Origin of the sequence: Amnibacterium setariae (assembly GCF_003581425.1) — a bacterium.
In the GTDB taxonomy this organism is placed as follows: domain Bacteria; phylum Actinomycetota; class Actinomycetes; order Actinomycetales; family Microbacteriaceae; genus Amnibacterium; species Amnibacterium setariae.
Genome location: NZ_QXTG01000003.1, coordinates 189,414 through 212,925, shown reverse-complemented (window position 1 = coordinate 212,925; position 23,512 = coordinate 189,414). Strand labels below are relative to the sequence as shown.

Annotated in this window: 22 protein-coding genes; 4 read left to right on the top strand and 18 right to left on the bottom strand. The window is 74.3% G+C overall.

The genetic code is table 11. The features are described from left to right. Window positions 1-95 precede the first annotated feature (95 nt). The 4 genes from D1781_RS16725 to D1781_RS16710 form a co-directional block, all read right to left on the bottom strand. A complete protein-coding gene (locus tag D1781_RS16725) occupies window positions 96-1,115 on the bottom strand; it encodes a hypothetical protein (RefSeq protein ID WP_119483641.1) in 1,020 nt (339 codons plus the stop codon). Then, window positions 1,112-2,344, bottom strand: a complete 1,233-nt coding sequence (locus D1781_RS16720; RefSeq protein WP_119483640.1) for a sensor histidine kinase — start codon at window positions 2,342-2,344, stop codon at window positions 1,112-1,114. The genes D1781_RS16725 and D1781_RS16720 overlap by 4 nt, the downstream gene beginning before the upstream one ends. Next, window positions 2,334-2,993, bottom strand: a complete 660-nt coding sequence (locus D1781_RS16715; protein ID WP_119483754.1) for a response regulator transcription factor — start codon at window positions 2,991-2,993, stop codon at window positions 2,334-2,336. The genes D1781_RS16720 and D1781_RS16715 overlap by 11 nt, the downstream gene beginning before the upstream one ends. A 181-nt stretch (window positions 2,994-3,174) precedes the next feature. Further along, entirely contained in the window at window positions 3,175-4,383 is a 1,209-nt protein-coding gene (locus D1781_RS16710; protein WP_119483639.1) for a class I SAM-dependent RNA methyltransferase, read from the bottom strand. A gap of 41 nt (window positions 4,384-4,424) precedes the next feature. Between D1781_RS16710 and D1781_RS16705 the strand changes: the two genes are divergently transcribed. After that, a complete protein-coding gene (locus D1781_RS16705; RefSeq protein WP_119483638.1) occupies window positions 4,425-5,060 on the top strand; it encodes a Maf family protein in 636 nt (211 codons plus the stop codon). 87 nt (window positions 5,061-5,147) lie between these two features. After that, window positions 5,148-6,953 (top strand): acetyl/propionyl/methylcrotonyl-CoA carboxylase subunit alpha, encoded by a 1,806-nt coding sequence (locus D1781_RS16700; protein WP_119483637.1) that lies wholly within the window; start codon window positions 5,148-5,150, stop codon window positions 6,951-6,953. 69 nt (window positions 6,954-7,022) lie between these two features. Here the strand turns inward: D1781_RS16700 and D1781_RS16695 are convergent, their stop codons facing one another. Then, window positions 7,023-7,706 carry a DUF4397 domain-containing protein gene (locus tag D1781_RS16695; protein WP_119483636.1) on the bottom strand — a complete coding sequence of 228 codons (684 nt, stop codon included), beginning with the start codon at window positions 7,704-7,706 and terminating at the stop codon, window positions 7,023-7,025. A gap of 152 nt (window positions 7,707-7,858) precedes the next feature. Continuing rightward, entirely contained in the window at window positions 7,859-9,295 is a 1,437-nt protein-coding gene (locus D1781_RS16690) for an NAD(P)H-quinone dehydrogenase (RefSeq protein ID WP_119483753.1), read from the bottom strand. A 109-nt stretch (window positions 9,296-9,404) separates the two neighbouring features. Here D1781_RS16690 and D1781_RS16685 point away from each other — a divergent pair, with 109 nt between their 5' ends. Beyond that, on the top strand, window positions 9,405-10,244 hold the full coding sequence (locus D1781_RS16685) for a purine-nucleoside phosphorylase (protein ID WP_233551500.1): 840 nt from the start codon (window positions 9,405-9,407) through the stop codon (window positions 10,242-10,244). Next, window positions 10,241-11,896, top strand: a complete 1,656-nt coding sequence (locus D1781_RS16680; RefSeq protein ID WP_119483634.1) for a phospho-sugar mutase — start codon at window positions 10,241-10,243, stop codon at window positions 11,894-11,896. The genes D1781_RS16685 and D1781_RS16680 overlap by 4 nt, the downstream gene beginning before the upstream one ends. Before the next feature lie 46 nt (window positions 11,897-11,942). Here the strand turns inward: D1781_RS16680 and D1781_RS16675 are convergent, their stop codons facing one another. The 12 genes from D1781_RS16675 to D1781_RS16620 all read right to left on the bottom strand — a co-directional run bounded on the left by D1781_RS16675 (window position 11,943) and on the right by D1781_RS16620 (window position 23,401). Beyond that, window positions 11,943-12,254, bottom strand: coding sequence for an AzlD domain-containing protein (locus D1781_RS16675; RefSeq protein WP_119483633.1), 312 nt, complete (start codon window positions 12,252-12,254; stop codon window positions 11,943-11,945). After that, complete coding sequence (locus tag D1781_RS16670) at window positions 12,251-12,922, bottom strand: AzlC family ABC transporter permease (protein ID WP_199706726.1); 672 nt, start codon at window positions 12,920-12,922, stop codon at window positions 12,251-12,253. Before D1781_RS16670 ends, D1781_RS16675 begins: the two co-directional genes overlap by 4 nt. Window position 12,923: 1 nt before the next feature. Beyond that, window positions 12,924-13,202, bottom strand: coding sequence for a PTS sugar transporter subunit IIB (locus tag D1781_RS16665; protein WP_233551498.1), 279 nt, complete (start codon window positions 13,200-13,202; stop codon window positions 12,924-12,926). A 9-nt stretch (window positions 13,203-13,211) separates the two neighbouring features. Continuing rightward, complete coding sequence (locus D1781_RS16660; protein ID WP_119483632.1) at window positions 13,212-14,321, bottom strand: adenosine deaminase; 1,110 nt, start codon at window positions 14,319-14,321, stop codon at window positions 13,212-13,214. Window positions 14,322-14,341: 20 nt separating this feature from the next. Beyond that, window positions 14,342-15,631: a thymidine phosphorylase gene (locus D1781_RS16655; RefSeq protein WP_119483631.1), complete on the bottom strand. Its 1,290-nt coding sequence runs from the start codon at window positions 15,629-15,631 to the stop codon at window positions 14,342-14,344. A gap of 35 nt (window positions 15,632-15,666) precedes the next feature. Next, the gene (locus D1781_RS16650) at window positions 15,667-16,314 is read right to left on the bottom strand and encodes a DUF4232 domain-containing protein (protein ID WP_119483630.1); all 648 of its coding nucleotides are present in this window, start codon (window positions 16,312-16,314) and stop codon (window positions 15,667-15,669) included. Window positions 16,315-16,385: 71 nt separating this feature from the next. Continuing rightward, a complete protein-coding gene (locus tag D1781_RS16645) occupies window positions 16,386-17,672 on the bottom strand; it encodes an ABC transporter permease (protein WP_119483629.1) in 1,287 nt (428 codons plus the stop codon). Beyond that, the gene (locus D1781_RS16640) at window positions 17,669-18,928 is read right to left on the bottom strand and encodes an ABC transporter permease (protein WP_233551496.1); all 1,260 of its coding nucleotides are present in this window, start codon (window positions 18,926-18,928) and stop codon (window positions 17,669-17,671) included. Before D1781_RS16640 ends, D1781_RS16645 begins: the two co-directional genes overlap by 4 nt. Further along, the gene (locus D1781_RS16635) at window positions 18,925-20,439 is read right to left on the bottom strand and encodes an ABC transporter ATP-binding protein (protein WP_119483628.1); all 1,515 of its coding nucleotides are present in this window, start codon (window positions 20,437-20,439) and stop codon (window positions 18,925-18,927) included. Before D1781_RS16635 ends, D1781_RS16640 begins: the two co-directional genes overlap by 4 nt. Window positions 20,440-20,521: 82 nt before the next feature. Continuing rightward, a complete protein-coding gene (locus D1781_RS16630) occupies window positions 20,522-21,628 on the bottom strand; it encodes a BMP family lipoprotein (protein WP_119483627.1) in 1,107 nt (368 codons plus the stop codon). A 145-nt stretch (window positions 21,629-21,773) separates the two neighbouring features. Then, the gene (locus tag D1781_RS16625; protein ID WP_119483626.1) at window positions 21,774-22,190 is read right to left on the bottom strand and encodes a cytidine deaminase; all 417 of its coding nucleotides are present in this window, start codon (window positions 22,188-22,190) and stop codon (window positions 21,774-21,776) included. Window positions 22,191-22,252: 62 nt separating this feature from the next. After that, window positions 22,253-23,401, bottom strand: a complete 1,149-nt coding sequence (locus tag D1781_RS16620; protein WP_233551494.1) for a mannose-1-phosphate guanylyltransferase — start codon at window positions 23,399-23,401, stop codon at window positions 22,253-22,255. Between the last annotated feature and the right edge of the window lie 111 nt (window positions 23,402-23,512).

Genomic DNA, 23,512 nt, shown 5'->3' with positions numbered 1-23,512 from the left:
CCGGGACGAGGACTGCGCGAGCATAGGAGCCGTCCGGCAACCATCCGCGGCGCCCACACCGGGACGGGGATCCCCAGTACGGGGGTCGACGGCGGTCATCGGACGACCACCGGCCGGTCGAGCTCGAGCCACAGGTCGACCTGCTCCTCATCGTCGTCGATCCCGAGGGCGGTCGCGATCGGGTCGCTCGACATCCCGACGACGGTCAGGGCCTTGTCCGAGTCGCGCGGCGCGGTGCGGATGATGATGCGGTCGGACGCGATGCCGGCGAGCGCCTGCGCGACCTGGGCGAGCAGCGGCTCGACCACGGCCGGGTCGAGGTCGTCGATGCCGCCGTCGTCGTTGACCTGCACGTGGGCGCCGCGGCGGCGGTGAGCCATGACCTGCTCGCGCACGGCGTCGTTCAGGAGGCGGCGGCCGCGGATCTCGTCGCGGATGGTCTGCTCGAGCACGCGGCACTCGGCGCGGTCCTCGTCGGTCAGGCCGTCCGTCGCCGTCGCGATGCGCTGCAGCATCCCGGAGGCGAGGCGCGCGGTCGTGGCCAGGCGCACCTGGCGCTCGTGGTGGTACGCGTCCTGCGCGGCCTGCCACTCGAGGGTCTCCCGCTGGGCGTCGGAGAACGAGGCGAGGTGCTGCTCCGTCTTGACGACCGCCCAGCCGCCCGCCGCCATCAGCACGATGATCAGGGCGGCCGCGAAGACGCCGTAGCCGTTCAGGGCGTCGAACCCGCCCCAGACGTAGGTGTGCAGCAGGAGCACGGCGAGCAGCGCCGATGCGGCGACGGCGCGCCGGCGCCACAGCAGCACGACCACGAGGCAGGCGACGCCGCTGATGTACCAGGCGCCGCTGCTGTAGCTGTCGCGCACCGGGTCGAGCCCGGTGGACCCGAGCAGCGGGAGGAGCAGGCCCGAGCCGCCGACGACGACCGTGACGGGCAGGGACGCCTGGCCGGTCCGGGCGATCGCGAGGCCGAACGCGAGGCCGAACAGGCCGAGCGCGATGAGGTTCGCCATCGGCGCGACGCCCATGGCGATCGTGATGACGGCGAAGGCGGCCGTGTAGACGGCGACCGCGACGGCGATGCCGCCGGAGAACCAGCGCGGCACGGAGATCATGCGGGCACCTCGGTGCGCTCGGGTCGCGGCGCGGTGCCGCTGATGACGATGGAGCCCCAGCTGAGCGTGACGACGGTGCCGGTGCCGGCCCCGGTCCGGATGTCGGCGCGGCCGTCGACGGAGCGCATGAGCTCCACGACGGACTGCAGCGCCTCGACGCGGGGGTCGCGGCCCTCGCGGGGGTCGAAGCCCCGCCCGTCGTCGGCGAGGACGACGCGGATGCCGTCGGCGCCGAGCTCCGCCATGGTGATCGAGCGGACGGTCGCGCCCTCCGCGTGGAGCACGCTCGCGGACATCGCGTGGACCATCGAGGCGATCAGCGCCTCCGCCGCGTCCGCGGGGAGCACGAGGTCGCCGAGCGCGCCGACCTCCACCTCCCAGCCGAGGATCAGCGGGTCGAACCGCTCGACGGCCTCGCCGAGCGCCATCGAGAGCGGCACGACGGGCCCCGTCGCACCGGACTGGTTGACATGGGCGAGCACGCGGAGCGCGTTGGCCGCCATGCGCCGCGCGAGCTCCTCCGACTCGGGGTCCCGCGCCGCGGCGGCGGCGAGGAACGTCGTGAGCACGGAGTCGTGCACGAGCGCGTCCGTGCGCGTCCGCTCGTGCTCCGTGGCGTCGTCGAGGCGCGAGCGGCCGTAGCCGTCGAGCGCCGCCTGCTGGGCGGCGTCCGCGCGCTCCACCCCGCGGCGGACCGCGGAGATGAGCACGACGAGGACGAGCGAGATCACGATGCCGAACAGCGCGTTCGCCACGGCGTCGGCGACGGACAGCCCGCCGCGCACGACGAGCACGGTCGCGATGCCGACGCTGAGGGCGGCCGAGGCCGAGAGGGAGGCCGCGGGGCGGCGGAACGCGGTGGCGAGGAACGCCGCCTCGACGGGCAGCAGCCCGATGAACCACGGCATCGGGGTCTCCGGCACCGGGCCGGTGAGCGAGAAGGGCCACACCGCGACGGCGGCGCAGAACAGGATGGCCGCGCCGAGGAAGAGGCTCCTCCCCCGCGACGGGACCGCAGCGGCGACCGTGCCGAGCAGCACCGACCCGCCGACGAGCGCGACGGCGGCGCCGCCGACCGGGCCGGCCATCGTCGGCCAGCCGGCGACGAGCGCGTCGAGGGTCTGCAGGGCGTAGAGCACGCCGAAGGCGCCGACGATGACGCCGAGGTAGCGCTGGAACCGCGCCGCGCCGACCGCGGGGGTCGACGGCTCGGGCGCGTCAGTCGTCATGGACGGGGACGTCGGGGTCGAGCCCCGGCAGGATGCCGTCCTCGACCGCGCGGCGCAGGAGGTCCACCTTGGTCGGGGCGGGCCGGCCCACCTCCACGTACTTGACGCGGATCCGGTCGAGGTACTCGCGCACCGTGGAGGGCGCGATGCCGAGCTGCTCGGCGACCATGCGCAGCGGCAGGCCCGAGGCGTAGAGGTTCAGCACGTCGCGCTCGCGGCGGCCCAGCTGCGCCTTCGCGAACTCCGTGTCGGCGTCGATGGCCGTCGCCCACTCGAGGTTGTTGAGCACGGCGCCCGAGGCGACGGTGCGGATGGCGGCCATGACGACGGCGGTGGCTGCGGACTTCGGGATGACGCCGGCGGCACCTGCGGCGAGCGCCTCGCGGATGCCCGCGGCGCGGTCGGCGATCGAGTGGATGAGCACGCCCGCGCCCGTGGCCTGGCAGGCCTTCACGTTGTCGGTGATCGAGACCCCGTCGCCGAGCGACAGGTCGAGCACCACGACGTCGATCTCGCGGCCGCCGAGGCGGGCGAGCAGGTCGGCGACGTTGGCGCCCTCCTCCACGAACTGGTAGCCCTCGCGCATGCACGCGGCGAGCAGGCCGAGGCGCACGGATTCGTGGTCGTCCACCACGGCGACGCGCACCACGTCGGTGGCGCTCTCGGTGGCTTGTGCGATCGACACGACCGGACTCCTCGTTCGGGGATCAGTTGATCCACGGTAGGAGCGCCGCGTCCCCCGTGTCCCGTCCCCGTCCGGGGAGGGGCGGGCCCCAGTTCGAGCGCCCCGGAGGACGCGGGAGGAACGGCTCGCGGCGGCGGAGCGCGGGTCAGGCGTCCGGGACGAGCCGCGCCACGGCCTCGAGGTGGTGCGTGTTCGGGAACAGGTCGAACGCCTCCAGCGTCGCCGGTCGCCAGCCGCGGGACGCGAAGACGCCGAGGTCCCGCGCGAGCGCGACCGGGTCGCAGGCGACGTAGACGACCTGGGCCGGGCGGGCGTCCGCGATGGCCGCCACCACGTCCGCGCCCGCGCCGGAGCGGGGCGGGTCGAGCAGCACGGTCGCCCCCGGCCGCGGCACGGGCTCGCCGGTCAGGAAGGCGTCGACGCGTGCGGCGACGGCCCGGGCGCGCGGCAGGTCCGCGAGGTTCGCGGCGGCGTGCGCGCTCGCGCGCGGCTCGGACTCGACGGTCGTCACCCGCACGTCGCCGTCGCCGGCGAGCGCGGCGGCGAGCAGCCCCACCCCGCCGTAGAGGTCGAGGTTGTCGGCGTCCGGGTCGAGCAGCGCCGGGTCGACCGCCCGGCGGACGGCTCCGGTCAACACCGCGGGCGCAGCGGGGTGCACCTGCCAGAACCCGAGCGCCTCGAGCCGGAACTCCCGCTCCCCCACGCGCTCGACGACCGGGCCCCGGGCGTCGCGCGGTCCCGCGGCGAACGCGCCCGACCCGCTCGCAACGAGGTCGAGCTCCCGCCCCCGGGCCCGCCGCGGCAGGAGGCGCTCCGCGGCCTCGACCGCGAGCGGCAGGTCGTCGACCGGGACGACGCGCTTCGAGCGCGCGGCGAACGGGCCGACCCGCCCGGAGCGGTCGACGTGCAGCCGCACGCGGGTGCGGGACCGGATGCCGTCCTCGCGCCCGGGCACCGCCGCGACCGCGGGGTCGAGCGCCGCGACCTGCTCGGCGGTCAGGCCGCCGATCCGCTGCAGCGCGTCCCGCAGCACCTCGGTCTTCAGCCTCCGCTGCCGGGCGGGCGCGATGTGGCCGAACTCCGCGCCGCCGGCGCGCTGCGCGGGGTCGCGGTCGATCGCGGCCGCGGCCCAGACGTGCGGGACGCGGTCGGGCGACGGCTCGAGCACGCGGACGGCGTCGGCGCGCCAGAACCGGTCGTGCCGGTCGTCCGTGATCCGCGCGAGCACGCGTTCGCCAGGCAGCGAGTCGGCGACGAACACCACCCGTCCGTCGAGCTCGGCGACGGCGACGCCGCCGTGCGCGATGCGGAGCACGTCCAGCTCCACCTCGCGCCCCCGCGCTTCGTCCGCCATCCCTCAACTCTCCACCACTTCCCGCCGTAGCGTGGTCGGCCGTGCGTCTCGTGCTCGCGTCCACCTCCCCGGCCCGTCTCGCGCTGCTGCGCGCCGCGGGCATCGAGCCGGAGGCCGTGCCGCCGGGCGTCGACGAGGAGGCCGCCGTGGCCCGGGCGGAGGCGGAGCGCGGAGCGCCCCTCGCGCCGGAGGAGCTCGTGCAGCTGCTCGCGCGGCTGAAGGCGGAGGCCGTCGCCCGGGCGCTCGGCACGACGGACGCGCTGGTCCTCGGGGGCGACTCCGCGTTCGCCTTCGGCGGCGTCACCTACGGCAAGCCGCTCGAGCCCGCGGTGGCGCTCGCCCGCTGGCACGCGCAGCGCGGCGGCACCGGGGTGCTCCACTCCGGCCACCACCTGATCGACGCGCGCACGGGCGAGGGCTTCGGCGCGACCGCGCAGGCGACGGTCCGGTTCGCCGACGACCTCGACGACGACGAGCTCGCCGCCTACGTCGCGACCGGCGAGCCCTTGCAGGTCGCCGGCGCGTTCACCGTCGACGGGCTGGCCGGCCCGTTCATCGAGCGGGTGGAGGGCGACCCGTCGACCGTGGTGGGCCTGTCGCTCAGCACCCTCCGGCACCTCGTGCGCCGCACGGGGACGTCGTGGACGTCGCTCTGGAACCGAGCAGACCGCGCCTGAGGTTGTGCGAGCCGCACGCCCTCCGGGAGGGGAGTTTGTGGGAGGTCACCAAAGAGGCCCGGCGACCTGCGAATACAGTAAGGATCCATGTCGTCACCGGCGCCGCGTCGCATCACCAAGCTGCTGATCGCGAACCGGGGTGAGATCGCCGTCCGCATCATCCGCGCCGCCCGGGACGCGGGCATCGCCTCGGTCGCCGTGTACGCCGACCAGGACCGCGACGCGCGCCACGTCCGGCTCGCCGACGAGGCGTACGCGCTCGGCGGCACGACGAGCGCGGAGACGTACCTCGTCATCGACAAGCTGCTCTCGGTCGCTCGGCGCAGCGGCGCCGACGCCGTGCACCCCGGCTACGGCTTCCTCGCCGAGAACAGCGCGTTCGCGCAGGCCGTGATCGACGCCGGCCTGATCTGGGTCGGCCCGTCGCCCGAGGCGATCGAGGCGCTCGGCGACAAGGTCACCGCCCGGCACGTCGCGGAGTCCGTCGGCGCCCCGCTGGCCCCCGGCACCCTGAACCCGGTGGCGGACGCCGCCGAGGTGGTCGCCTTCGCGGAGCAGGTCGGGCTGCCCATCGCGATCAAGGCGGCGTTCGGCGGCGGCGGCCGCGGCCTCAAGGTCGCGCGCACGATCGAGAAGATCCCGGAGCTGTTCGAGTCGGCGACCCGCGAGGCCGTCGCGGCCTTCGGCCGCGGCGAGTGCTTCGTCGAGAAGTACCTCGACAAGCCGCGGCACGTCGAGACGCAGTGCATCGCGGACGCGTTCGGCACCGTCGTGGTCGTCTCGACCCGTGACTGCTCGCTGCAGCGCCGGCACCAGAAGCTCGTCGAGGAGGCGCCGGCGCCGTTCCTCACGGAGGAGCAGCGCGAGCTGCTCTACCGGTCGTCGAAGGCGATCCTCAAGCAGGTCGGGTACGTCGGTGCGGGCACCTGCGAGTTCCTGATCGGCGCCGACGGCACCGTGTCCTTCCTCGAGGTGAACACCCGCCTGCAGGTGGAGCACCCGGTGTCGGAGGAGGTCACGGGCCTCGACCTCGTCCGCGAGCAGTTCCGCGTCGCGGAGGGCCAGGCGCTCGGCTACGACGACCCGGCGCCCCGCGGCCACTCGTTCGAGTTCCGGATCAACGGCGAGGACCCGGGCAGAAACTTCCTCCCCTCCCCCGGTCCCGTGCAGTCCTTCCGGGTGCCCGGCGGCCCCGGCGTCCGCATCGACTCCGGCGTCACCACGGGCGACGTCGTCTCCGGCGCCTTCGACTCCCTGCTCGCGAAGCTGATCGTGACGGGCGCGGACCGGGCGGACGCGCTGGAGCGCGCGCGCCGGGCGCTCGCCGAGTTCGAGGTCGCCGGTCTGCCGACCGTCATCCCGTTCCACCGCGCCGTCGTCCGCGATCCCGCGTTCACGGCCGAGGACGGCCGGTTCGGCGTGTTCACGAACTGGATCGAGACCGAGTTCGTGAACGACATCGAGCCGTGGAGCGGCTCGCTCGGCGACCAGGACCCGACCGGCCCGGTCCCCGCCGACCGCCAGCGGGTGACCGTCGAGGTCAACGGCAAGCGCATCGAGGTCTCGCTGCCGACCGCCCTCGCGCGGCCCGAGAGCGCCGCGCCCGCCGCCGCTCCCCCGCGCCGCCGGTCCGCCGCCTCCCGGGCCGGCACCACGAGCGGCGACGCCGTGAAGGCGCCGATGCAGGCCACCGTCGTCAAGGTCGCGGTGACCGAGGGCCAGAAGGTCGTCGCCGGCGACCTCGTCGCCGTGCTCGAGGCGATGAAGATGGAGCAGCCGCTGACCGCGCACCGCGACGGCGTCGTGACCCGGCTCACCGCCGTGCCCGGCACGACGGTCTCCTCGGGGACGGTCCTGCTGGAGATCCTCGACGAGGTGCCCGCGCTCGCCTGAAGATCGCGGTCGACGCGAGGAGGGACCCGGCGCCGATGCGCCGGGCCCCTCTCCGTCCGTGCCGTCGGGCTAGTGCTTGAGCGCCGGCGCGCGCGTCGCGAGCGCGAGCGTGCCGTCCTTCGCGCTGCCCCACGCGTAGACGATCGCGTTCGTCCCGGCCGCCACCGGCAGCTTCGCGCTGAGCACCGTCGTGTTCGGCGACGCCGCGAGCTGCACCTTCACGTCGTAGGTGCCCGCGTAGAGCACGCCCTTCGCCTGGTGCGGGTTCTTCAGGAACGGCACGGCGACGAAGCCGTTCACGACGACGCGGACGGGCGGCGCCGCGGCGACGTGGCGGACGGTCAGGCGGGCCTGGCCGGCACCCACGGCCCGCAGGTCGTTCGTGTACTTCGTGAGGGTCGGCCTGCCCTTCTCGGTGAGGTGCGCGATCAGCGAGTAGCTCTTCGCCGACTTCAGCGACACGTGCGCCTTGAGGATCGGGTGCTTCGCGTTCTTCGCCGTCGCCGCCGTGACGCGCACGAGGTAGGTGCCCTGCTTGAGCGAGAGCGACGGGGAGAAGGTGCCGGGCTGGAAGTCGTCCAGCACGCGCTTCGACCCGACGTAGACGTCCACGGGCGTCTTCGGGATGCCGTGGAAGACGCCCACCGTGGCGGGGGCCTTGCCGTAGTGAGCGGGCTTCGCCTCGGCGGGGACCGCCAGACCGAGGGCGGCCACGAGGCCGAGAGCGGCTCCGGCCGTGAGTGCGCGTCGCATGGGACTCCTTCGTCTCCGACGTGGGCGAGGGGCCGCCCACGGGAGCACCGTCCCGCATCCCGCGCCTCGGGCGCAGGACTCATACGACCTCCGCAGCCCGTGCAGGTCCGTCGCAGGTCCAGGGGGCGCCGGCGCGGGCCGCCCGGCGCGGGTCAGGCGACGATGTGCATCGCCCTCGCGGCGTCGGTGATCGCGCCGGAGAGGCTCGGGTAGACGCTGAACGCCCGGGCGAGCTGGTCGACCGTCAGGCGGTGCTCCACCGCGAGCGCGATCGGCAGGATCAGCTCGCTGGCCCGCGGCGCGGCGATCACCCCGCCGATGACGGTGCCGGAGCCGGTGCGCGCGAAGAGCTTCACGAACCCGTCGTGCATGCTCTGGATCTTCGCGCGGGGGTTCGACGACAGCGGCAGCTTGTAGACCTCGCCTTGGGCGATCCCGTCCTCGATCTGCTTCTGCGTCCATCCGACGCTCGCGACCTCCGGCGCCGTGAAGATGTTGCTCGTCACGTTGCGCAGCTCGGTCGGGGTCACGGCGTCGCCGAGCGCGTGGAACACCGCGGTGCGCCCCTGCTGCGCCGCGACGGAGGCGAGCGGGAGGAAGGTCGTGCAGTCGCCCGCGGCGTAGACGGAGGGCCGGGAGGTGCTCGCGACCCGGTTCACGCGGATGTGGCCGCTGTCGGTCAGCTGCACCCCCGCCTCCTCGAGGCCGATGCCCGTGGTGTTCGGCACGGAACCGACCGCCATCAGGCAGTGGCTGCCCCGGATCTCGCGACCGTCGGACAGCGTCACGACGACGGAGTCCCCGTCGCGCACGACGCTCGTGGCGCGGCTGCGGGACATGAGGTGCATGCCGCCGCGGGTGAAGACCTCCTCGAGCAGCTCGGCGCCGTCCGCGTCCTCGCCGGGCAGCACCCGGTCGCGGCTCGACACGAGCGTCACCTCGCTGCCGAGCTGCATGTAGGCGGAGGCGAACTCCGCGCCCGTCACGCCGGAGCCGACCACGACGATGTGCTCCGGCACCTCGTCGAGCTCGTAGAGCTGCGTCCAGGTGAGGATGCGCTCGCCGTCGGGCAGCGCCGTCGGCAGCTTCCTCGGGCTCGCGCCGACCGCGATCACGGTCGTGTCGGCCTCGATCTCGTCGAAGTCGTGCGCCGTGCGCCCCCGGCCGGTCGAGACGACCACGCGGCCGGTCCCGTCGAGGCGGCCGTCGCCGACGACGATCCGGACGCCCGCCTGCTCCAGGTTCGTCCGCATGTCGGCCGACTGCTGCGCGGCGAGGTCCTTGAGCCGCCGGTTCACCGCGCGGAGGTCGACCGAGATCTCGGGCGCGACGTGCCGGCCCTGCTCGTTCGGCACCGAGAAGTGCACGCCGAGGCGGGCGATGCGCGCGATCGCGCCGGTCGCGTTCGCGGTGGCGATGAGCGTCTTCGACGGCACGACGTCGGTGAGCACCGCGGAGCCGCCGATGCCGGCCCGCTCGACGACGGTCACCTCCGCGCCGAGCTGCACGCCCGCGAGCGCCGCCTCGTACCCGCCGGGGCCGCCGCCCAGCACGACGATGCGGTGGTTGCGCTCGAACTCGTACGTCACGCCTGCCATTGTGGTCCGCCGCGGCGCGCCGGGCCCGCTCCACCTCGGGGGCCGGAGGCGCCGCCCCGCGACCGGTGCCGCGGGTGCGCCGCCTCCGTAGGGTGGGATCGTGACCGCTCCCTCGCTCGACGACCCCGCCACCCCGCCGACCGCCGTCGCCCAGCTCGCCGCCGCGGAGATCGCCCGCCGCACCGGCGTCGAGCGCCACGAGATCGCGCTGACCCTCGGCAGCGGCTGGGGCCGTGCCGCCGAGCGGCTCGGCGAGACCGTGGCCCGCATCCCCGCCGAGGAGGTGCCGGGCTTCACCGCCTCCGGCATCCCCGGCCACTCGGGCGTGCTCACCTCGATCCGCCTCGAGAACGGCCTGCACGCGCTCGTCATCGGCGCCAGGACCCACTTCTACGAGGGGAAGGGCGTGCGCCGCGTCGTGCACAGCGTCCGCACCGCTGCGGAGGCCGGTGCGAAGGTCATGGTGCTGACGAACGGGGCGGGCGGCATCGACCCGTCGTGGGAGCCCGGGACCCCGGTGCTCATCTCGGACCACATCAACCTCACGGCCGCATCGCCGCTCGAGGGCGCGACGTTCATCGACGTGACCGACCTCTACGCGAGCCGGCTGCGGGACCTCGCGCGCGAGGTCGAGCCGTCGCTCGCGGAGGGCGTCTACGTCCAGTTCCGCGGGCCGCAGTTCGAGACGCCCGCCGAGGTCCGCATGGCGCGGACGATCGGCGGCACGATCGTCGGGATGTCGACCGCGCTCGAGGCGGTCGCGGCCCGCGAGGCCGGTGTCGAGGTCTTCGGCATCAGCCTCATCACGAACCTCGCCGCGGGGATCTCGGACAGCCCGCTGAACCACGAGGAGGTGCTCGAGGCGGGGCGGAACGCGGAGGACCGGCTCGCGGACCTCCTGTCCCGGATCGTGCGCCGCATCGCGCAGGACCTGGCGTGACGGACGACCCCGCCGCCGCGGCACGGGCCTGGCTCGCGATCGACCCGGACCCGGCGACCCGGGCGGAGACGGAGCGCCTGCTCGAGGGCGGCGACGAGGCGGCGCTCGCCGCCGCGTTCGGCGGCCGGCTGCGCTTCGGCACGGCCGGCCTGCGCGGGCCGCTCGGCGCCGGCCCGCTCCGGATGAACCGGGTCGTGGTCCGGCAGACGACGGCCGGTCTCGCGCGCTTCCTCCGGGACCGCGAGGCGCACCCGTCGGCGGTCGTCGGCTACGACGGGCGGCACGGCTCCCGGGTCTTCGCGGAGGACGCGGCCGCGGTGCTCGCCGGCGCGGGGATCCGCGCGGTGCTGCTGCCGCGCGCCCTGCCGACGCCGGTGCTCGCGTTCGCGGTCCGGGACCTCGGCGTCTCGGCGGGCGTCATGATCACGGCGTCCCACAATCCCGCGCCGGACAACGGCTACAAGCTCTACCTCGGCGGCGCGGACGCGGGCTCGCAGCTCGTCTCCCCCGCGGACGCCGAGGTGCTCGCGGCGATCGACGCCGTCGTCGCGGAGGGCGGCGGCGCCGACGCCGGCGATCCCGCCGCGGTGGTCACCGCCGGCGAGGACGTGCTCGACCGCTACGTCGCGGCCACCGCGGCCGCGACCGCCGTCGTCGGCGGAGCGCCCGCCGCGTCCGCGCTGCCCTGGGTCTACACGGCGATGCACGGCGTCGGGCTCGAGACCGTGCGGCGGGTGCTCGACGCGGCGGGGCTACCCGTCCCGGCCGTCGTCGCCGAGCAGGCCGACCCCGACCCCGACTTCCCGATGGCGCCGTTCCCGAACCCCGAGGAGCCCGGGACGCTCGACCTCGCCTTCGCGCTCGCGGGCCGCACGGGCGCCGAGCTCGTGCTCGCGAACGACCCCGACGCCGACCGGCTCGCGGTCGCCGTGCCGGACGGAGGCGGCGGCTGGCGCCGGCTCACCGGCAACGAGACCGGGCTGCTGCTCGCGTGGCGGATCGCGAGCCGGGCGACGACCGCCGGCGGCACCCTCGCCTGCTCGATCGTCTCGACGCCCGGGCTCGCCCGGATCGCGGACCGCTTCGGGTTCCTCGCCGTCGAGACCCTGACGGGCTTCAAGTGGATCTCGCGCGCGCCCGGCCTGCTGTTCGGCTTCGAGGAGGCGCTCGGCTACCTCGTGGACCCGGACGTGGTGCGCGACAAGGACGGGATCTCCGCGCTCGTCGTGGTGCTCGCCACCGCCGCCGACCTCCGCGCGGAGGGGCGCTCGCTCACCGACCTGCTCGCCGAGGTGGAGGCCGCGATCGGCCGCTTCGACTCCGACCAGGTCGCCGTGCGCGTCGACGACGTCGCCGAGACCGGCCGGATCGTGGAGCGGCTCCGCCGTGCTGCGCCGACGGCGATCGGCGGGGTGCCCGTCGACGCGGTGGACGACCTCGCCGTCGGCGGCGCGCTGCCGCCGACCGACGGTCTGCGCTTCCGCCTCGCGGGCGGCTCGCGGGTGATCGTGCGCCCCTCCGGCACCGAGGCGAAGCTCAAGGTCTACCTCGACGTCGTCTCGACCGCGGCGACGCCGGAGACGCGCGCCGCGGAGACCGCGGCGTCGCTCGACGCGCTCCGCACCGGCGTCCGCGACCTCCTCGCCGCGTGAGCTCCGTCTCGGAGGCAGGACCTGCCTCCGAGACGGAGGGGCGGGGTCAGAGCAGGAGGCGGAGGCCCGCGGTCGCGAGGGCGGCCGCGAGCACCGCGACGAGCATGGGAGCCCGGAGCAGCCGGGCGGCGACCGCGACGACGACGCCCGCCACGACGAGCGGGTCGAACGCGGACCACCGCGGGCCGACGACCTCCACGACCACGAGCGCGGCGACCAGCGCCGGCGCGATCACGGCCACGACGGCCCGCACCCGGCGCGGGAGGGGCCTCGCCCCGAGCAGCGCCGGTCCGACGCCCTTGATGGCGGCGCTGATCAGCGCCGCGGCGGTGATGCAGACCCACACGACCGCCGTCACCGGACCTCCTCCCCCGCCAGGCCGACGAGCGCGGCGAGCGCCCCGCCGAGGAGGGCGACGCCGGGCGGCACCACGAGCAGCAGCCCGAGGGCGATCGCCCCGCCGAGCACCGCGGCGGTGAGGGCGCGACGGGACGTCCGCGCCTCCTCGAGCAGCAGCAGCGCGAAGAACGCCGGGAAGACGACGTCGAGCCCGAGGGAGCGGGCCAGCTCGGGCGGCGGCGCGACGAGGACGCCGACCAGGGTGCCGGCGACCCACAGCGGCCACTGCGGCAGCGTCGCGCCGAGGAGGAGCGACCGGTCGAACCGGCCCCCGCCCCGGTGCGCCGCGACGAACGAGGCGTCGACGACCGCCTGCCCTTCGAGCGCCCGCCGCAGCGCGTTCCCGCGGAGCGTGCCGGCCAGCGCGACGCCCATCGGCAGGAACCGCAGGTTGATGAGCGCGGCGGAGAGGATCGCGGCGCCGGCGCCCGCACCGCTGCCGAGGGCCGTCAGGAGGGCGAACTGGGCCGAGCCGGAGAACACGACCGCGCTCGCCACGACGGGCGCGACGGGGCCCCACCCCTGGTCGACCGCGGCCGCTCCGAAGGACACGGCGAGCAGGAAGGAGCCGAGCCCGAGACCGACCCCGATGCGCAGCCCGGCGCGGAAGGGTCCGTCGTCGGCCACGTCAGTCGAGGGCGTCGGCGAGCTTCGCCTCGACCTCGGCCTGGTCGAGGATGTTGTCGACCACGATCACCTGGGCGTACGTCCGGCCGATCGACGCGATCTTCTCGCTCGTCGCCAGGATCACCTGCGCGTCGTCCGCGAGGGCGGCGACGTGCTCGGCGTCGGTCGCGGTGACCACGGCCTCGATGCCGAGGCGCTGGAGCGCGCGCTGCGCGGTCACGCGGAGGATCTCGCTCGTCCCGACGCCCGCACCGCACACGGTGAGGATCTGCACCGCCATCGGCCGCCCCTACTCGATCGCCTCGAACCCGCTCGAGATGCGGTCCGCGAGCTCCTCGCGGGCCTCGAGCGGCAGGAACGCGGCCTCCGCGGCGTTCAGCTGGAACGTCAGCAGGTCGTCGAGGTCGTAGTCGAACGCCTCGGTCAGCAGCGCGAGCTCGCGTGACAGGGTGGTGCCGCTCATCAGGCGGTTGTCGGTGTTCACCGTGACCGTGAACCCGAGCTGGTAGAGCAGGTCGAACGGGTGGTCCTCGAGCTCGTCGCCCCACGCCGCGATCGCGCCGGTCTGCAGGTTCGACGACGGCGACAGCTCGAGCGGGATCCGGCGGTCCCGGACCCACCGCGCGAGCCGGCCGACGGTGACGAAGGAGCGGTCGCCCGCCCCGCGCTCGAGGACGAGGTCCTCGGCGATGCGCACCCCGTGCCCGAGCCGGAGGGCGCGCCCGTCGAGCAGCGCGGACCGGATGGAGTCGAGCCCGTCGGCCTCGCCCGCGTGCACGGTCGCCGGGAGCTGGTGCTCGGCCAGGTAGTCGAACGCGACGCGATGGCGCGAGGGCGGGAAGCCCGCCTCCGCGCCCGCGATGTCGAAGCCGACCACGCCGCGGTCGCGGTGCCGCACGGCGAGCTCGGCGATCTCGAGCCCGCGGTCGGCGTGCCGCATCGCGGTGACGAGCTGGCCGACGCGGATGGAGCCGCCGGTGCGCCGCACCTCCTCGACCCCGGCCTCGAGGCCGCGCTGCACGGCCTCGACGGCGCCGTCGAGGGTCAGGCCGCGGGCGAGGTGCTGCTCGGGGGCCCAGCGGACCTCGCCGTAGAGCACGCCGTCGTCCGCGAGGTCGAGCACGAACTCCCGGGCGACCCGTTCGAGCTGCGGCGCGGTCTGCATCACCGCGGTCGTCACGTCGAACGTGGTCAGGTACTCGACGAGGGAGCCGGAGTCCGCGCGGTCGCGGAACCACGCGCCGAGCGAATCCGGGTCGTCCGCCTCGAGGTCGATCCCGGCCTCGGTCGCGAGCTCGAGCACCGTCGCGGGCCGCAGGCCGCCGTCGAGGTGGTCGTGCAGCGACACCTTCGGCAGGGTCGCCGCGTCCACGTCCCCCCACAGAAGCCACTCCGCCACGGGGACAGGCTACCGGCGGGTCAGGCGATGCGGGCGGCGATCAGGTCGCGGGACGGCACCGCGGTGCCCGCGGGCGCGACGACCAGGGCGCCCTCGAGCGCGTCGATCGCGCGCGGGAACCGGTCCGGCTCGTCGGTGAGCAGCGTCACGAGCGGCTGACCGGCGCGCACGACGTCCCCCGGCTTCGCGTGGAGGCGGACGCCCGCCCCGTGCTGCACCGGGTCGCCCTGCCGGGCCCGACCCGCCCCGAGCCGCCACGCGGCCACGCCGACGGCGCGGGCGTCCTGCTCGGCGAGCACGCCGTCCGCCTCGGCGAGCACCGGGTGGGACTCGCGGGCGACGGGCAGCGGGGCGTCCGGGTCGCCGCCCTGGGCCCGGATCATGCGGCGCCAGGCGTCCATCGCCCGCCCGTCGTCGAGCGCGGCGGCGGGGTCCTCGCCGTCGCGGCCGGCGAGCGCGAGCATCTCGGCGGCGAGCGCGACGGTGAGCTCGCGGACGTCGGACGGGCCGCCTCCGGCGAGCACCTCGACGCTCTCCTCCACCTCGATCGCGTTGCCGGCGGTGAGGCCGAGCGGCACCGACATGTCGGTCAGCAGCGCGACGGTCGCGACACCGGCGTCGCCGCCGAGCGCGACCATCGTGCGCGCGAGCTCCTCGGCGCGCTCGCGCTCCGGGAGGAAGGCGCCCGAGCCGAACTTCACGTCGAGCACGAGGGCGCCGGTGCCCTCCGCGATCTTCTTCGACATGATGCTCGAGGCGATGAGCGGGATCGCCTCGACGGTGCCCGTCGTGTCCCGCAGGGCGTAGAGCCGCTTGTCGGCGGGCGCGAGGTCCGCCCCGGCCGCGCAGATCGCGGCGCCGACGTCCGCGAGCTGCGCGCGGAGCTCCGCGGTCGTCAGGTCGGCGCGCCAGCCCGGGATGGACTCGAGCTTGTCGAGGGTGCCGCCGGTGTGGCCGAGGCCGCGCCCGGAGAGCTGCGGGACGGCGACGCCGAACGAGGCGACCAGGGGCGCGAGCGGCAGGGTGATCTTGTCGCCGACGCCGCCGGTGGAGTGCTTGTCGACGGTCGGCTTCGCCAGATCGGCGAAGGACATCCGCTCGCCGGAGTCGATCATCGCGAGGGTGAGGTCGCGGATCTCCCGCCGGTCCATCCCGTTCAGCACGACGGCCATGGCCCAGGCGGACATCTGCTCGTCCGCCACGACGCCGCGCGTGAAGGCGTCCACGAGCCAGCGGATGCGGGCGGTGTCGAGCGCGCGGCCGTCCCGCTTCGCGGCGATCACCTCGACGGCGTCGAACGGTTCGGTCACCGCACCACGCTACCGAGGCGGCGGTGCGGCCGGGCTCAGCGCGGTACGACGGGGCCCACGGTCATGAACGAGGGGCCGGGCGAGCAGGCGACCGCGGAGGAGTCCTGCACGAAGAACGCGCGGGTCGAGTGCGGCGGGTAGACGCGGTACCCGTCGCCCTTCCGCACGGTGCAGCCGTCGAGCGGTCCGCCGTTCGTGCCGATGTTCACGACCGACAGGGGCGCCATCACGGTGTCCCCCGCCTGCAGCGTCAGGGTCCGGACCGCGGCCTGGTCGCGCGCCGCCGGCTTCCCGAGCTGCGTGCCGTCCCCGCCGCCGACGACGGAGACGCCGGGCGTGCCGCGCAGCGCGCACGGGGTGCCGCCGGTGTTCGTGAACAGGACCTGGTACGCCTCGCTGCCGGCACCGCCGCCGCCCGGGGCGGTGATCACGCTGACGCCGAGGTCCGTGCACTGGTTCGCGGGCCGTCCCGGGTCCGCGGCGGTCCGCGTGGAGGTGGGCTGCGGCGTCGCCGTCCGGGTCGTGCTCGCGGTCGCGCTGGGCGAGGGCGCGGTGCTCGAGACGCTCGGCGCGGGCGCGACCGTCACGGTGGCCGTCCGCGTCGGCTGGGTCGCCTGCGACCCGCATCCGGTCAGCGCCAGCACCAGCGCGGCGCCGAGCACCGCTCCCCCGAGGACCCGCATGCAGCGCACGCTACCGCTCGTCGCCCGCACCGATCGCCGCACGCGCGGCGGTCGCTCGGCCCTCGAGGCGCTCAGCCCTTGATGTAGGGCCTGCCGGCGGCGGCGGGCCCGCGCACCTGCCCCACGAGCCCCGCGACGGCGAAGATCGTGACGACGTAGGGCAGCATCAGCAGGAAGTCCGGCGGGACCGGGCTGCCCACGATGCCGAGCACGTTCTGCAGGTTGCTCGCGAATCCGAACAGCAGCGCCGCGAGCGTCGCCTTCACCGGGTTCCACTGCCCGAAGATGACCGCGGCGAGGGCGATGAAGCCGGCGCCGGAGGTCACGTCGCGGGTGAACGACGGCACGGACGCGAGGGTCAGGTAGGCGCCGCCGAGACCGGCGATCGCGCCGGCCAGGCTGACGTTCCAGAACCGCGTGCCGCCGACGCTGATGCCGACCGTGTCCGCGGCCTGCGGGTGCTCGCCGACGGCGCGGAGGCGGAGGCCCCACTTCGTGCGGAACAGCCCGATCGTGACCGCGACGACGCCGAGGTACATCAGGTAGACGATCACGGTCTGGCGGAAGAGGACCGGCCCGAGCACCGGGATCGCGGAGAGCACCGGGATCGCGATCGGCGAGAACTGCGGCGGGCTGTTCAGCGTCGCCGACGCCGGCACGAGGACGAGCGTGTAGAGGAAGTTCGTGAGGCCCAGCACGAGCACGTTGAGCACGACGCCGACGATGACCTGGTCGACGAGGTACTTGATCGCGAAGGCCGCGAGCACGAAGGACACGAGCATGCCCGCGACCATCGCGGCGACGAGGCCGACGATCAGCGACCGCGTGAGCGATGCGACCACGGCGCCCGTGAAGGCGCCGGCGAGCAGCTGGCCCTCGATCGCCACGTTGACGACGCCGACCCGTTCGGAGATGACGCCGCCGAGGGCGCCGAAGATCAGCGGCACCGCGAGGGCGAGCGAGCCGCCCAGCAGGCCGGGCAGCGGCACGGACTGCCCGGCGCCGGTCGTCGCCCAGGTGAGCAGGCCGACGACGAGCGCGACGGCGAAGACGACGGGCAGCCACAGCGGCTGGTGGCGGTCGCGGCGGCGCAGCAGCACCGCGGCGACGGTGCAGGCGATCGCGACGAGCGCGACGACGATCCCCGTCGCGAGGCCCGGCAGCACGACCTCGGGCAGCTGCACGAAGTCGCTGCCCGTCGCGAGGCCGAAGCGGGCGACGCCCGGCCGGGCGAAGCCGACGAGCACGACGAGGGCGATCGCGGTCAGCACGCCGTAGATCCAGACGACGCGCCAGGAGCGGCGCGGCCCGGCGGCGCCGACGACGGCACCGGTGGTGCTGGTCTCCAGCGTGGTCATGCCCGTGCTCCCTTCGGGGCCGGCAGGCGGAAGATCGCGCGCACCAGCGGCGGCGCGGCGATGAACAGGACGATGAGCGACTGCACGACCGAGACGACGTTGAGGTCGACCGCGTTCGCTGCCTGCATCGTGTAGCCGCCGTTCTGGAAGACGCCGAACAGCAGGCCGGCCCAGAAGACGCCCCACGGCTTCGAGCGGCCGAGCAGCGCGACCGTGATCGCGTTGAACCCGATGCCCGCGTCGAACGCCGTGCTGAAGCCGCTCGTGGTCTGGCCGAGCACCTGGTAGGCCCCGGCGAAGCCGACGAACACGCCCGAGATGACCATCGCGGCGATCGTCATCCGCTTGACGTCGATGCCCGCCGTCCGCGCGGCGGAGGCGTTCTCGCCGACCGCCCGCAGCTTGAAGCCGAGGCTGGACCGGTCGAGCAGGTACGCGGCCGCGAGCACGAGCAGGACGACCAGCGGGAAGCCGAGGTTGACCGGGCTGCCGAACAGCTGCGGCAGGACCGCGTCCGGCGCGGTGGGCGCGGACACCGGGGTGTTCGAGCCGGGCGCCTGGAGCACCGGCGTGTTCAGGAAGTAGTCGAGCAGGTAGAAGGCGATGTAGTTGAGCATGATCGTGACGATCACCTCGTGGGCGCCGGTCCGGGCCTTCAGGACGCCGGGGATCGCGGCCCAGAGCGCGCCGCCCAGCAGGCCGCCGACGAGCGCCGCGATCAGGTGCAGCGGCCCGGGCAGCGGGAGGCTGAAGCCGATCCAGCCGGCGACCGCGCCGCCGATGAGGATCTGGCCCTGGCCGCCGATGTTGAAGAGGCCGGCGCGGAAGCCGATGGCGATGCCGAGGCCGGCCGCGATGAGCGGCGTCGCGAAGCCGAGGCTGCGCAGCAGCGGCTGGATGCCGGCCCAGAAGCCGACCGCCGAGAAGTCGATCAGGCCGCCGCGGAACAGCGAGCCGTAGGCGCCGCCGACCGCGTTCAGCACCGCGGAGACGGTGTCGCCCGGGCGGGCGAAGAAGTAGCCCGACGCCTGGATGACCGCGGGGTTCGTGACGGCGATGAGGATCGCGCCGATGACCAGCGAGACGACCACGGCGAGCACGCTGAGCAGCGCGCTGCCGGAGAGGATCTCCCGCAGCACGCGGCGCGCGCCGTGCTCGGCCGGCCGCTCCGGCCGCTGCTGCTGCGGGTCCTGCCCGGGCTCGAGCCCCTGCGGCTCGCGGCCGGTCTCCGCGACCGGCAGCGCCTCGCCGGTCACGCCGCCACCGCCTGCGGGGCCTCGCCGGCCATCATCAGGCCCAGCACGTCGCGGGGCGTGTCCGCCGGCACGACGCCGACGACCCGCCCGCGGTACATGACGGCGATGCGGTCGGCGAGCGCGACCACCTCGTCCAGCTCGGTCGACACCACGATCACCGGCACCCCCGCGTCGCGCGTGGCGACGATCTGCTCGTGCACGAACTCGATGGACCCGACGTCGAGGCCGCGGGTCGGCTGCGCGGCGACGAACAGCCGCAGCTCCCGCGACAGCTCGCGGGCGAGCACCACCTTCTGCTGGTTGCCGCCGGACAGGCGGCCGACGCGGGTGCCGATGCCCTGCGCGCGGATGTCGAAGCGGCGCAGCCGCTCCTGCGCGAAGGCGGCGAGGTCCTTCAGCCGCAGCGCGCCGAGCCGGACGAAGGGCTCCCCGTCGGCGCGGTCGAGCATGAGGTTCTCCGCGATGGTGAACTCCGGCACGAGCCCGTCGTGCTGCCGGTCCTCCGGCACGAAGCCGGCGCCCGCGTCGAGCACCTGGCGCACGGTCCGGCCCGTCAGCTCCTCGCCGTCGAGCACGATCCGACCGGTGACCTGCGGCTGGAGGCCGAAGATCGCCTCGGTCAGCTCCGTCTGGCCGTTGCCCTGCACCCCGGCGATCGCGAGGATCTCGCCCGCGCGGACGGTGAGGCTGACGCCGTCGACGACGGGCACGCCGTTCAGGTCGTAGACGTGCACGTCGTCGAGGACGAGCGCGTCGGCGCCGGGCCGGGCCGGGGTCTTGTCGACGGTCAGCTCGACGGCGCGGCCGACCATGAGCGAGGCGAGCTCGGCGTTGCTCGCGGTGGGCTCGGCCTCGCCCACCACCTGGCCCAGCCGGATGACGGTGATGCGGTCCGCGACCTCGCGCACCTCGCGCAGCTTGTGCGTGATGAAGACGATGGCGGTGCCGGAGTCGCGGAGCTGCTTCATGATGCCGATCAGCTCGTCGGTCTCCTGCGGCGTCAGCACCGCGGTCGGCTCGTCGAACACGAGCACGCCGGCGTTGCGCGACAGCGCCTTGATGATCTCGACGCGCTGCTGCACGCCGACGGGCAGGTCCTCGATCCGCGCGTCAGGGTCGACGTCGAACCCGAACCGGTCGGAGATCTCGCGCACGCGGGCGCGGGCCGCGTCGAGGTCGAGACGGCCGCCCGCCTTCGTCGACTCGTGGCCGAGCATGACGTTCTCCGCGACGGTGAAGACCGGCACGAGCATGAAGTGCTGGTGCACCATGCCGATCCCGGCGCGCATCGCGTCGCCGGGGCCGGAGAAGTGCTGGACCTCGTCGTCCAGCAGGATCTCGCCCTCGTCGGCCTGGTAGAGCCCGTACAGGACGTTCATCAGGGTCGACTTGCCCGCCCCGTTCTCGCCGAGCAGGCAGTGGATCTCCCCCGGGGTGACCACGAGGTCGATGTGATCGTTCGCGGTCAGGGCGCCGAAGCGCTTCGTGATGCCGCGCAGTTCCAGCTTCATCGCCGTCGATCCTCTCAGGAACACGGCCGACGGGCCGCGGCGTGCAGCACGCCGCGACCCGTCGGGTTCGATCCGGGACGGATCAGTTGGTGAAGGCGGCCTTCGACGAGACGTCGATCGAGCCGTCGATGATTCCGGCCTTGATCGTGTCGAGGTCGGCCGAGAGGCCCGAGGGCAGCTTCGACTCGTAGTCGTGGAAGGACGACAGGCCGACGCCGCCGTTCTTCAGGTCGCCCACGTACTGCTTGTTGTCGAAGGTCTTCTCCTTCGCCGACTGCTCGACGACGTCCTTCGCGGCGGTGGAGATGTTCTTCAGGATGCTGACGAGGATCAGGTCCTTGGCGCCCGACGTGTCGGTGTTGTACACGTCGGCGTCCACGCCCTCGAGCACGGCGGTCTTGCCGGACGACTTGATCGCCGCGCCGGCGCCCTGGTACAGGCTGCCCGCGACCGGGATGATCACGTCGGCGCCCTGGTTCAGGAAGTTCGTCGTGAACGTCTTCGCCTTGTTCTGGTCGTTGAAGTTGCCGACGAACGTGCCCTTCTGGCTGTCCGCGTTCCAACCGAGCAGCTTGACGTTCTTGCCCTTCTGCTTGTTGTAGTACGCGACGCCCTTGGCGACGCCGTCCATGTAGATCGTCACCGGCGGGATGGCGATGCCGCCCCAGGTCGCGACCGTGCCGGTCTTCGAGTACGCGGCGGCCGCGTAGCCGCCGAGGAACGCGGCCTCGTTGGTGTTGAACACGACGTTCTTCACGTTCGGCAGGTCGATCGAGTTGTCGTCGATCATCGCGAAGTCGGTCGAGGTGCTCTTCTGCGCGGACGCCTTGACGGCGTTGACCAGGAGGAAGCCCGACGCGACGACGATGTTGCACTTCTGCGCGACCAGGTTGTCGATGTTCGACGCGTAGTCGTTCGCGGTCGCGGACTGCACCGACTTGAACTGGCTGCCGAGGTCGCTCGCCGCGGCCTTGACGCCCTCGAGGCCGAGCTGGTTGAAGGAGCGGTCGTCGAAGCCGCCCTGGTCGGAGACGATGCAGGGCAGGTACGAGGACGAGGCCGCCGCGCCGCTCGACGCCGCGCCGGAGCTCGAGGTGGCGGAGGGCGCCGTGCCGCAGCCGGTGAGCAGCGCGATGACGCCGATGGACGCGGCGGCACCGACACCGATGCGCTTCGAGAGTGAGGTCAAGGGGAACCCTTCGTCGTGGGCAGGTGGCGCCTCTCAGGCACCGGACAGCACGACAGGCTAGACGGCGCCATGACGCCGCGTGACGATCGGGCTTGCACCCGGGTCGGGTGTTACCGATCCGATACCGGAGGCCGGCCCGGGACGCTCAGCTCTCGGGGCGGGTCTCCGCGTACTGGACGAGCTGGCGCGGGCCGAAGGCGTCGGGCAGCACCTGGTCGATCGTGCGGAGGCCCGAGACGGTCTCGAGCACCATGCCGGGCGCGGCGTGCTCGACGAGCAGCTGGCGGCAGCGGCCGCAGGGCATCAGGACGCGGCCGTCGCCGTCGACGCAGGCGAAGGCGGTCAGCAGGCCGCCGCCCGTCATGACGAGCTCCGACACCATCGAGCACTCCGCGCAGAGCGTCACGCCGTAGGAGGCGTTCTCGACGTTGCAGCCGGAGACGATCCGGCCGTCGTCGACCAGCGCGGCGGCGCCGACGGGGAAGTGCGAGTACGGCACGTACGCCTTCTCCATCGCGGCGCGAGCCGCCTCCCGCAACCTGCCCCAGTCGACGTCAGCCATGCGTCCGATTCTGCCCCTGGTCCGGGCACGGGCGCGGGGCGCCCGTGCCCGGACCGGGAGGACTACAGGACGTCGGTCCTGCCGCTGAGCTTCAGGGCGTCGACGACGCTCTTCACGCGCTGGGCGTGCTCGCTCGTCGTGACGAGGAGCGCGTCCTCCGTGTCGACGACCACGATGTTCTCGACGCCGATCAGGGTGATGAGGCGGTCGCGGTCGGTGACGACGATGCCGCTCGAGGAGTCGGCCAGCACGCGGGCGTGCTCGCCGAGGATCGCGAGGTCGCTCCCCCGGCCGCCCGACTGCAGCTTCGCGATCGAGGCGAAGTCGCCGACGTCGTCCCACTGGAAGTCGCCCTCGACGGTCGCGAGCCGCCCGGCGGCCGCGGCGGGCTCGGCGACGGAGTAGTCGATCGCGATCTTCTCGAGCCCGGGCCAGATCCGGTCCACGGCGGCGCCGCGCTCCGCCGTGTCCCAGGCGGCGGCGAGCTCGCGGAGCCCGGCGACGAGCCGCGGCTTCGACTTCGCCATCTCGTCGAGCAGCGTCGTCGCCCGCGCGATGAACATGCCGCCGTTCCAGAGGTAGCGGCCCGACTCGACGTAGGAGCGGGCGGTCTCGAGGTCCGGCTTCTCGACGAAGCGGGAGACGGCGTAGGCGCTCGTCGTGCCCGCGACGTCGAGCTTCTCCCCCGCCTCGATGTAGCCGAAGCCGATGGCCGGCTCGGTCGGCACGATGCCGATCGTCGCGATGTAGCCGGCGTCGGCGACGACGATCGCCTCGACGACGGCGCGGCGGAACCGGCGCACGTCGCCGATCACGTGGTCCGCGGCGAACGAGCCGATGATCACGTCCGGCTCGCGCAGCTCGAGGATCGCGGCGGCGAGCCCGATGGCGGCCGAGGAGTCCTTGCCCTCGCTCTCGAGGACCACGTTGCGGTCCTCGAGGGCGGGCAGCTGCGCCTCGACGGCGGCGCGGTGCGCGCGCCCGCAGACGACCATCACGCGGTCCTCGCCGCTGATCGGCGCGAGGCGCTCCCAGGTCTCCCGCAGCAGCGTCTGGCCCGAGCCGGTGAGGTCGTGGAGGAACTTCGGCGCGTCCGCGCGGGACAGCGGCCAGAGGCGCGACCCGATCCCGCCCGCGGGGATGACCGCGTAGAAGCGCTCCACCGCGTCCGGCTCGGTGCCCCGCCCGGCCCAGTGCATCCCGTCCGTCATGGCGTCAGCGTAACGACGGGTCGCAGCAGGGTCTCAGCCGCGCCCCCGTTTCCGGACGCAGCGCGCCCCCTCGTGGAACGTAGGATCGAACGCGTCTGCTCCCGATCCGAA

Bases quoted from the DNA above. Each gene is read 5' to 3' on its own strand.
- D1781_RS16725 (WP_119483641.1), bottom strand. From the start codon at position 1,115: ATGATCTCCGTGCCGCGCTGGTTCTCCGGCGGCATCGCCGTCGCGGTC.
- D1781_RS16720 (WP_119483640.1), bottom strand. From the start codon at position 2,344: ATGACGACTGACGCGCCCGAGCCGTCGACCCCCGCGGTCGGCGCGGCG.
- D1781_RS16710 (WP_119483639.1), bottom strand. From the start codon at position 4,383: ATGGCGGACGAAGCGCGGGGGCGCGAGGTGGAGCTGGACGTGCTCCGC.
- D1781_RS16700 (WP_119483637.1), top strand. From the start codon at position 5,148: ATGTCGTCACCGGCGCCGCGTCGCATCACCAAGCTGCTGATCGCGAAC.
- D1781_RS16695 (WP_119483636.1), bottom strand. From the start codon at position 7,706: ATGCGACGCGCACTCACGGCCGGAGCCGCTCTCGGCCTCGTGGCCGCC.
- D1781_RS16665 (WP_233551498.1), bottom strand. From the start codon at position 13,202: ATGGCGGTGCAGATCCTCACCGTGTGCGGTGCGGGCGTCGGGACGAGC.
- D1781_RS16650 (WP_119483630.1), bottom strand. From the start codon at position 16,314: ATGCGGGTCCTCGGGGGAGCGGTGCTCGGCGCCGCGCTGGTGCTGGCG.
- D1781_RS16645 (WP_119483629.1), bottom strand. From the start codon at position 17,672: ATGACCACGCTGGAGACCAGCACCACCGGTGCCGTCGTCGGCGCCGCC.
- D1781_RS16635 (WP_119483628.1), bottom strand. From the start codon at position 20,439: ATGAAGCTGGAACTGCGCGGCATCACGAAGCGCTTCGGCGCCCTGACC.
- D1781_RS16625 (WP_119483626.1), bottom strand. From the start codon at position 22,190: ATGGCTGACGTCGACTGGGGCAGGTTGCGGGAGGCGGCTCGCGCCGCG.
- D1781_RS16620 (WP_233551494.1), bottom strand. From the start codon at position 23,401: ATGACGGACGGGATGCACTGGGCCGGGCGGGGCACCGAGCCGGACGCG.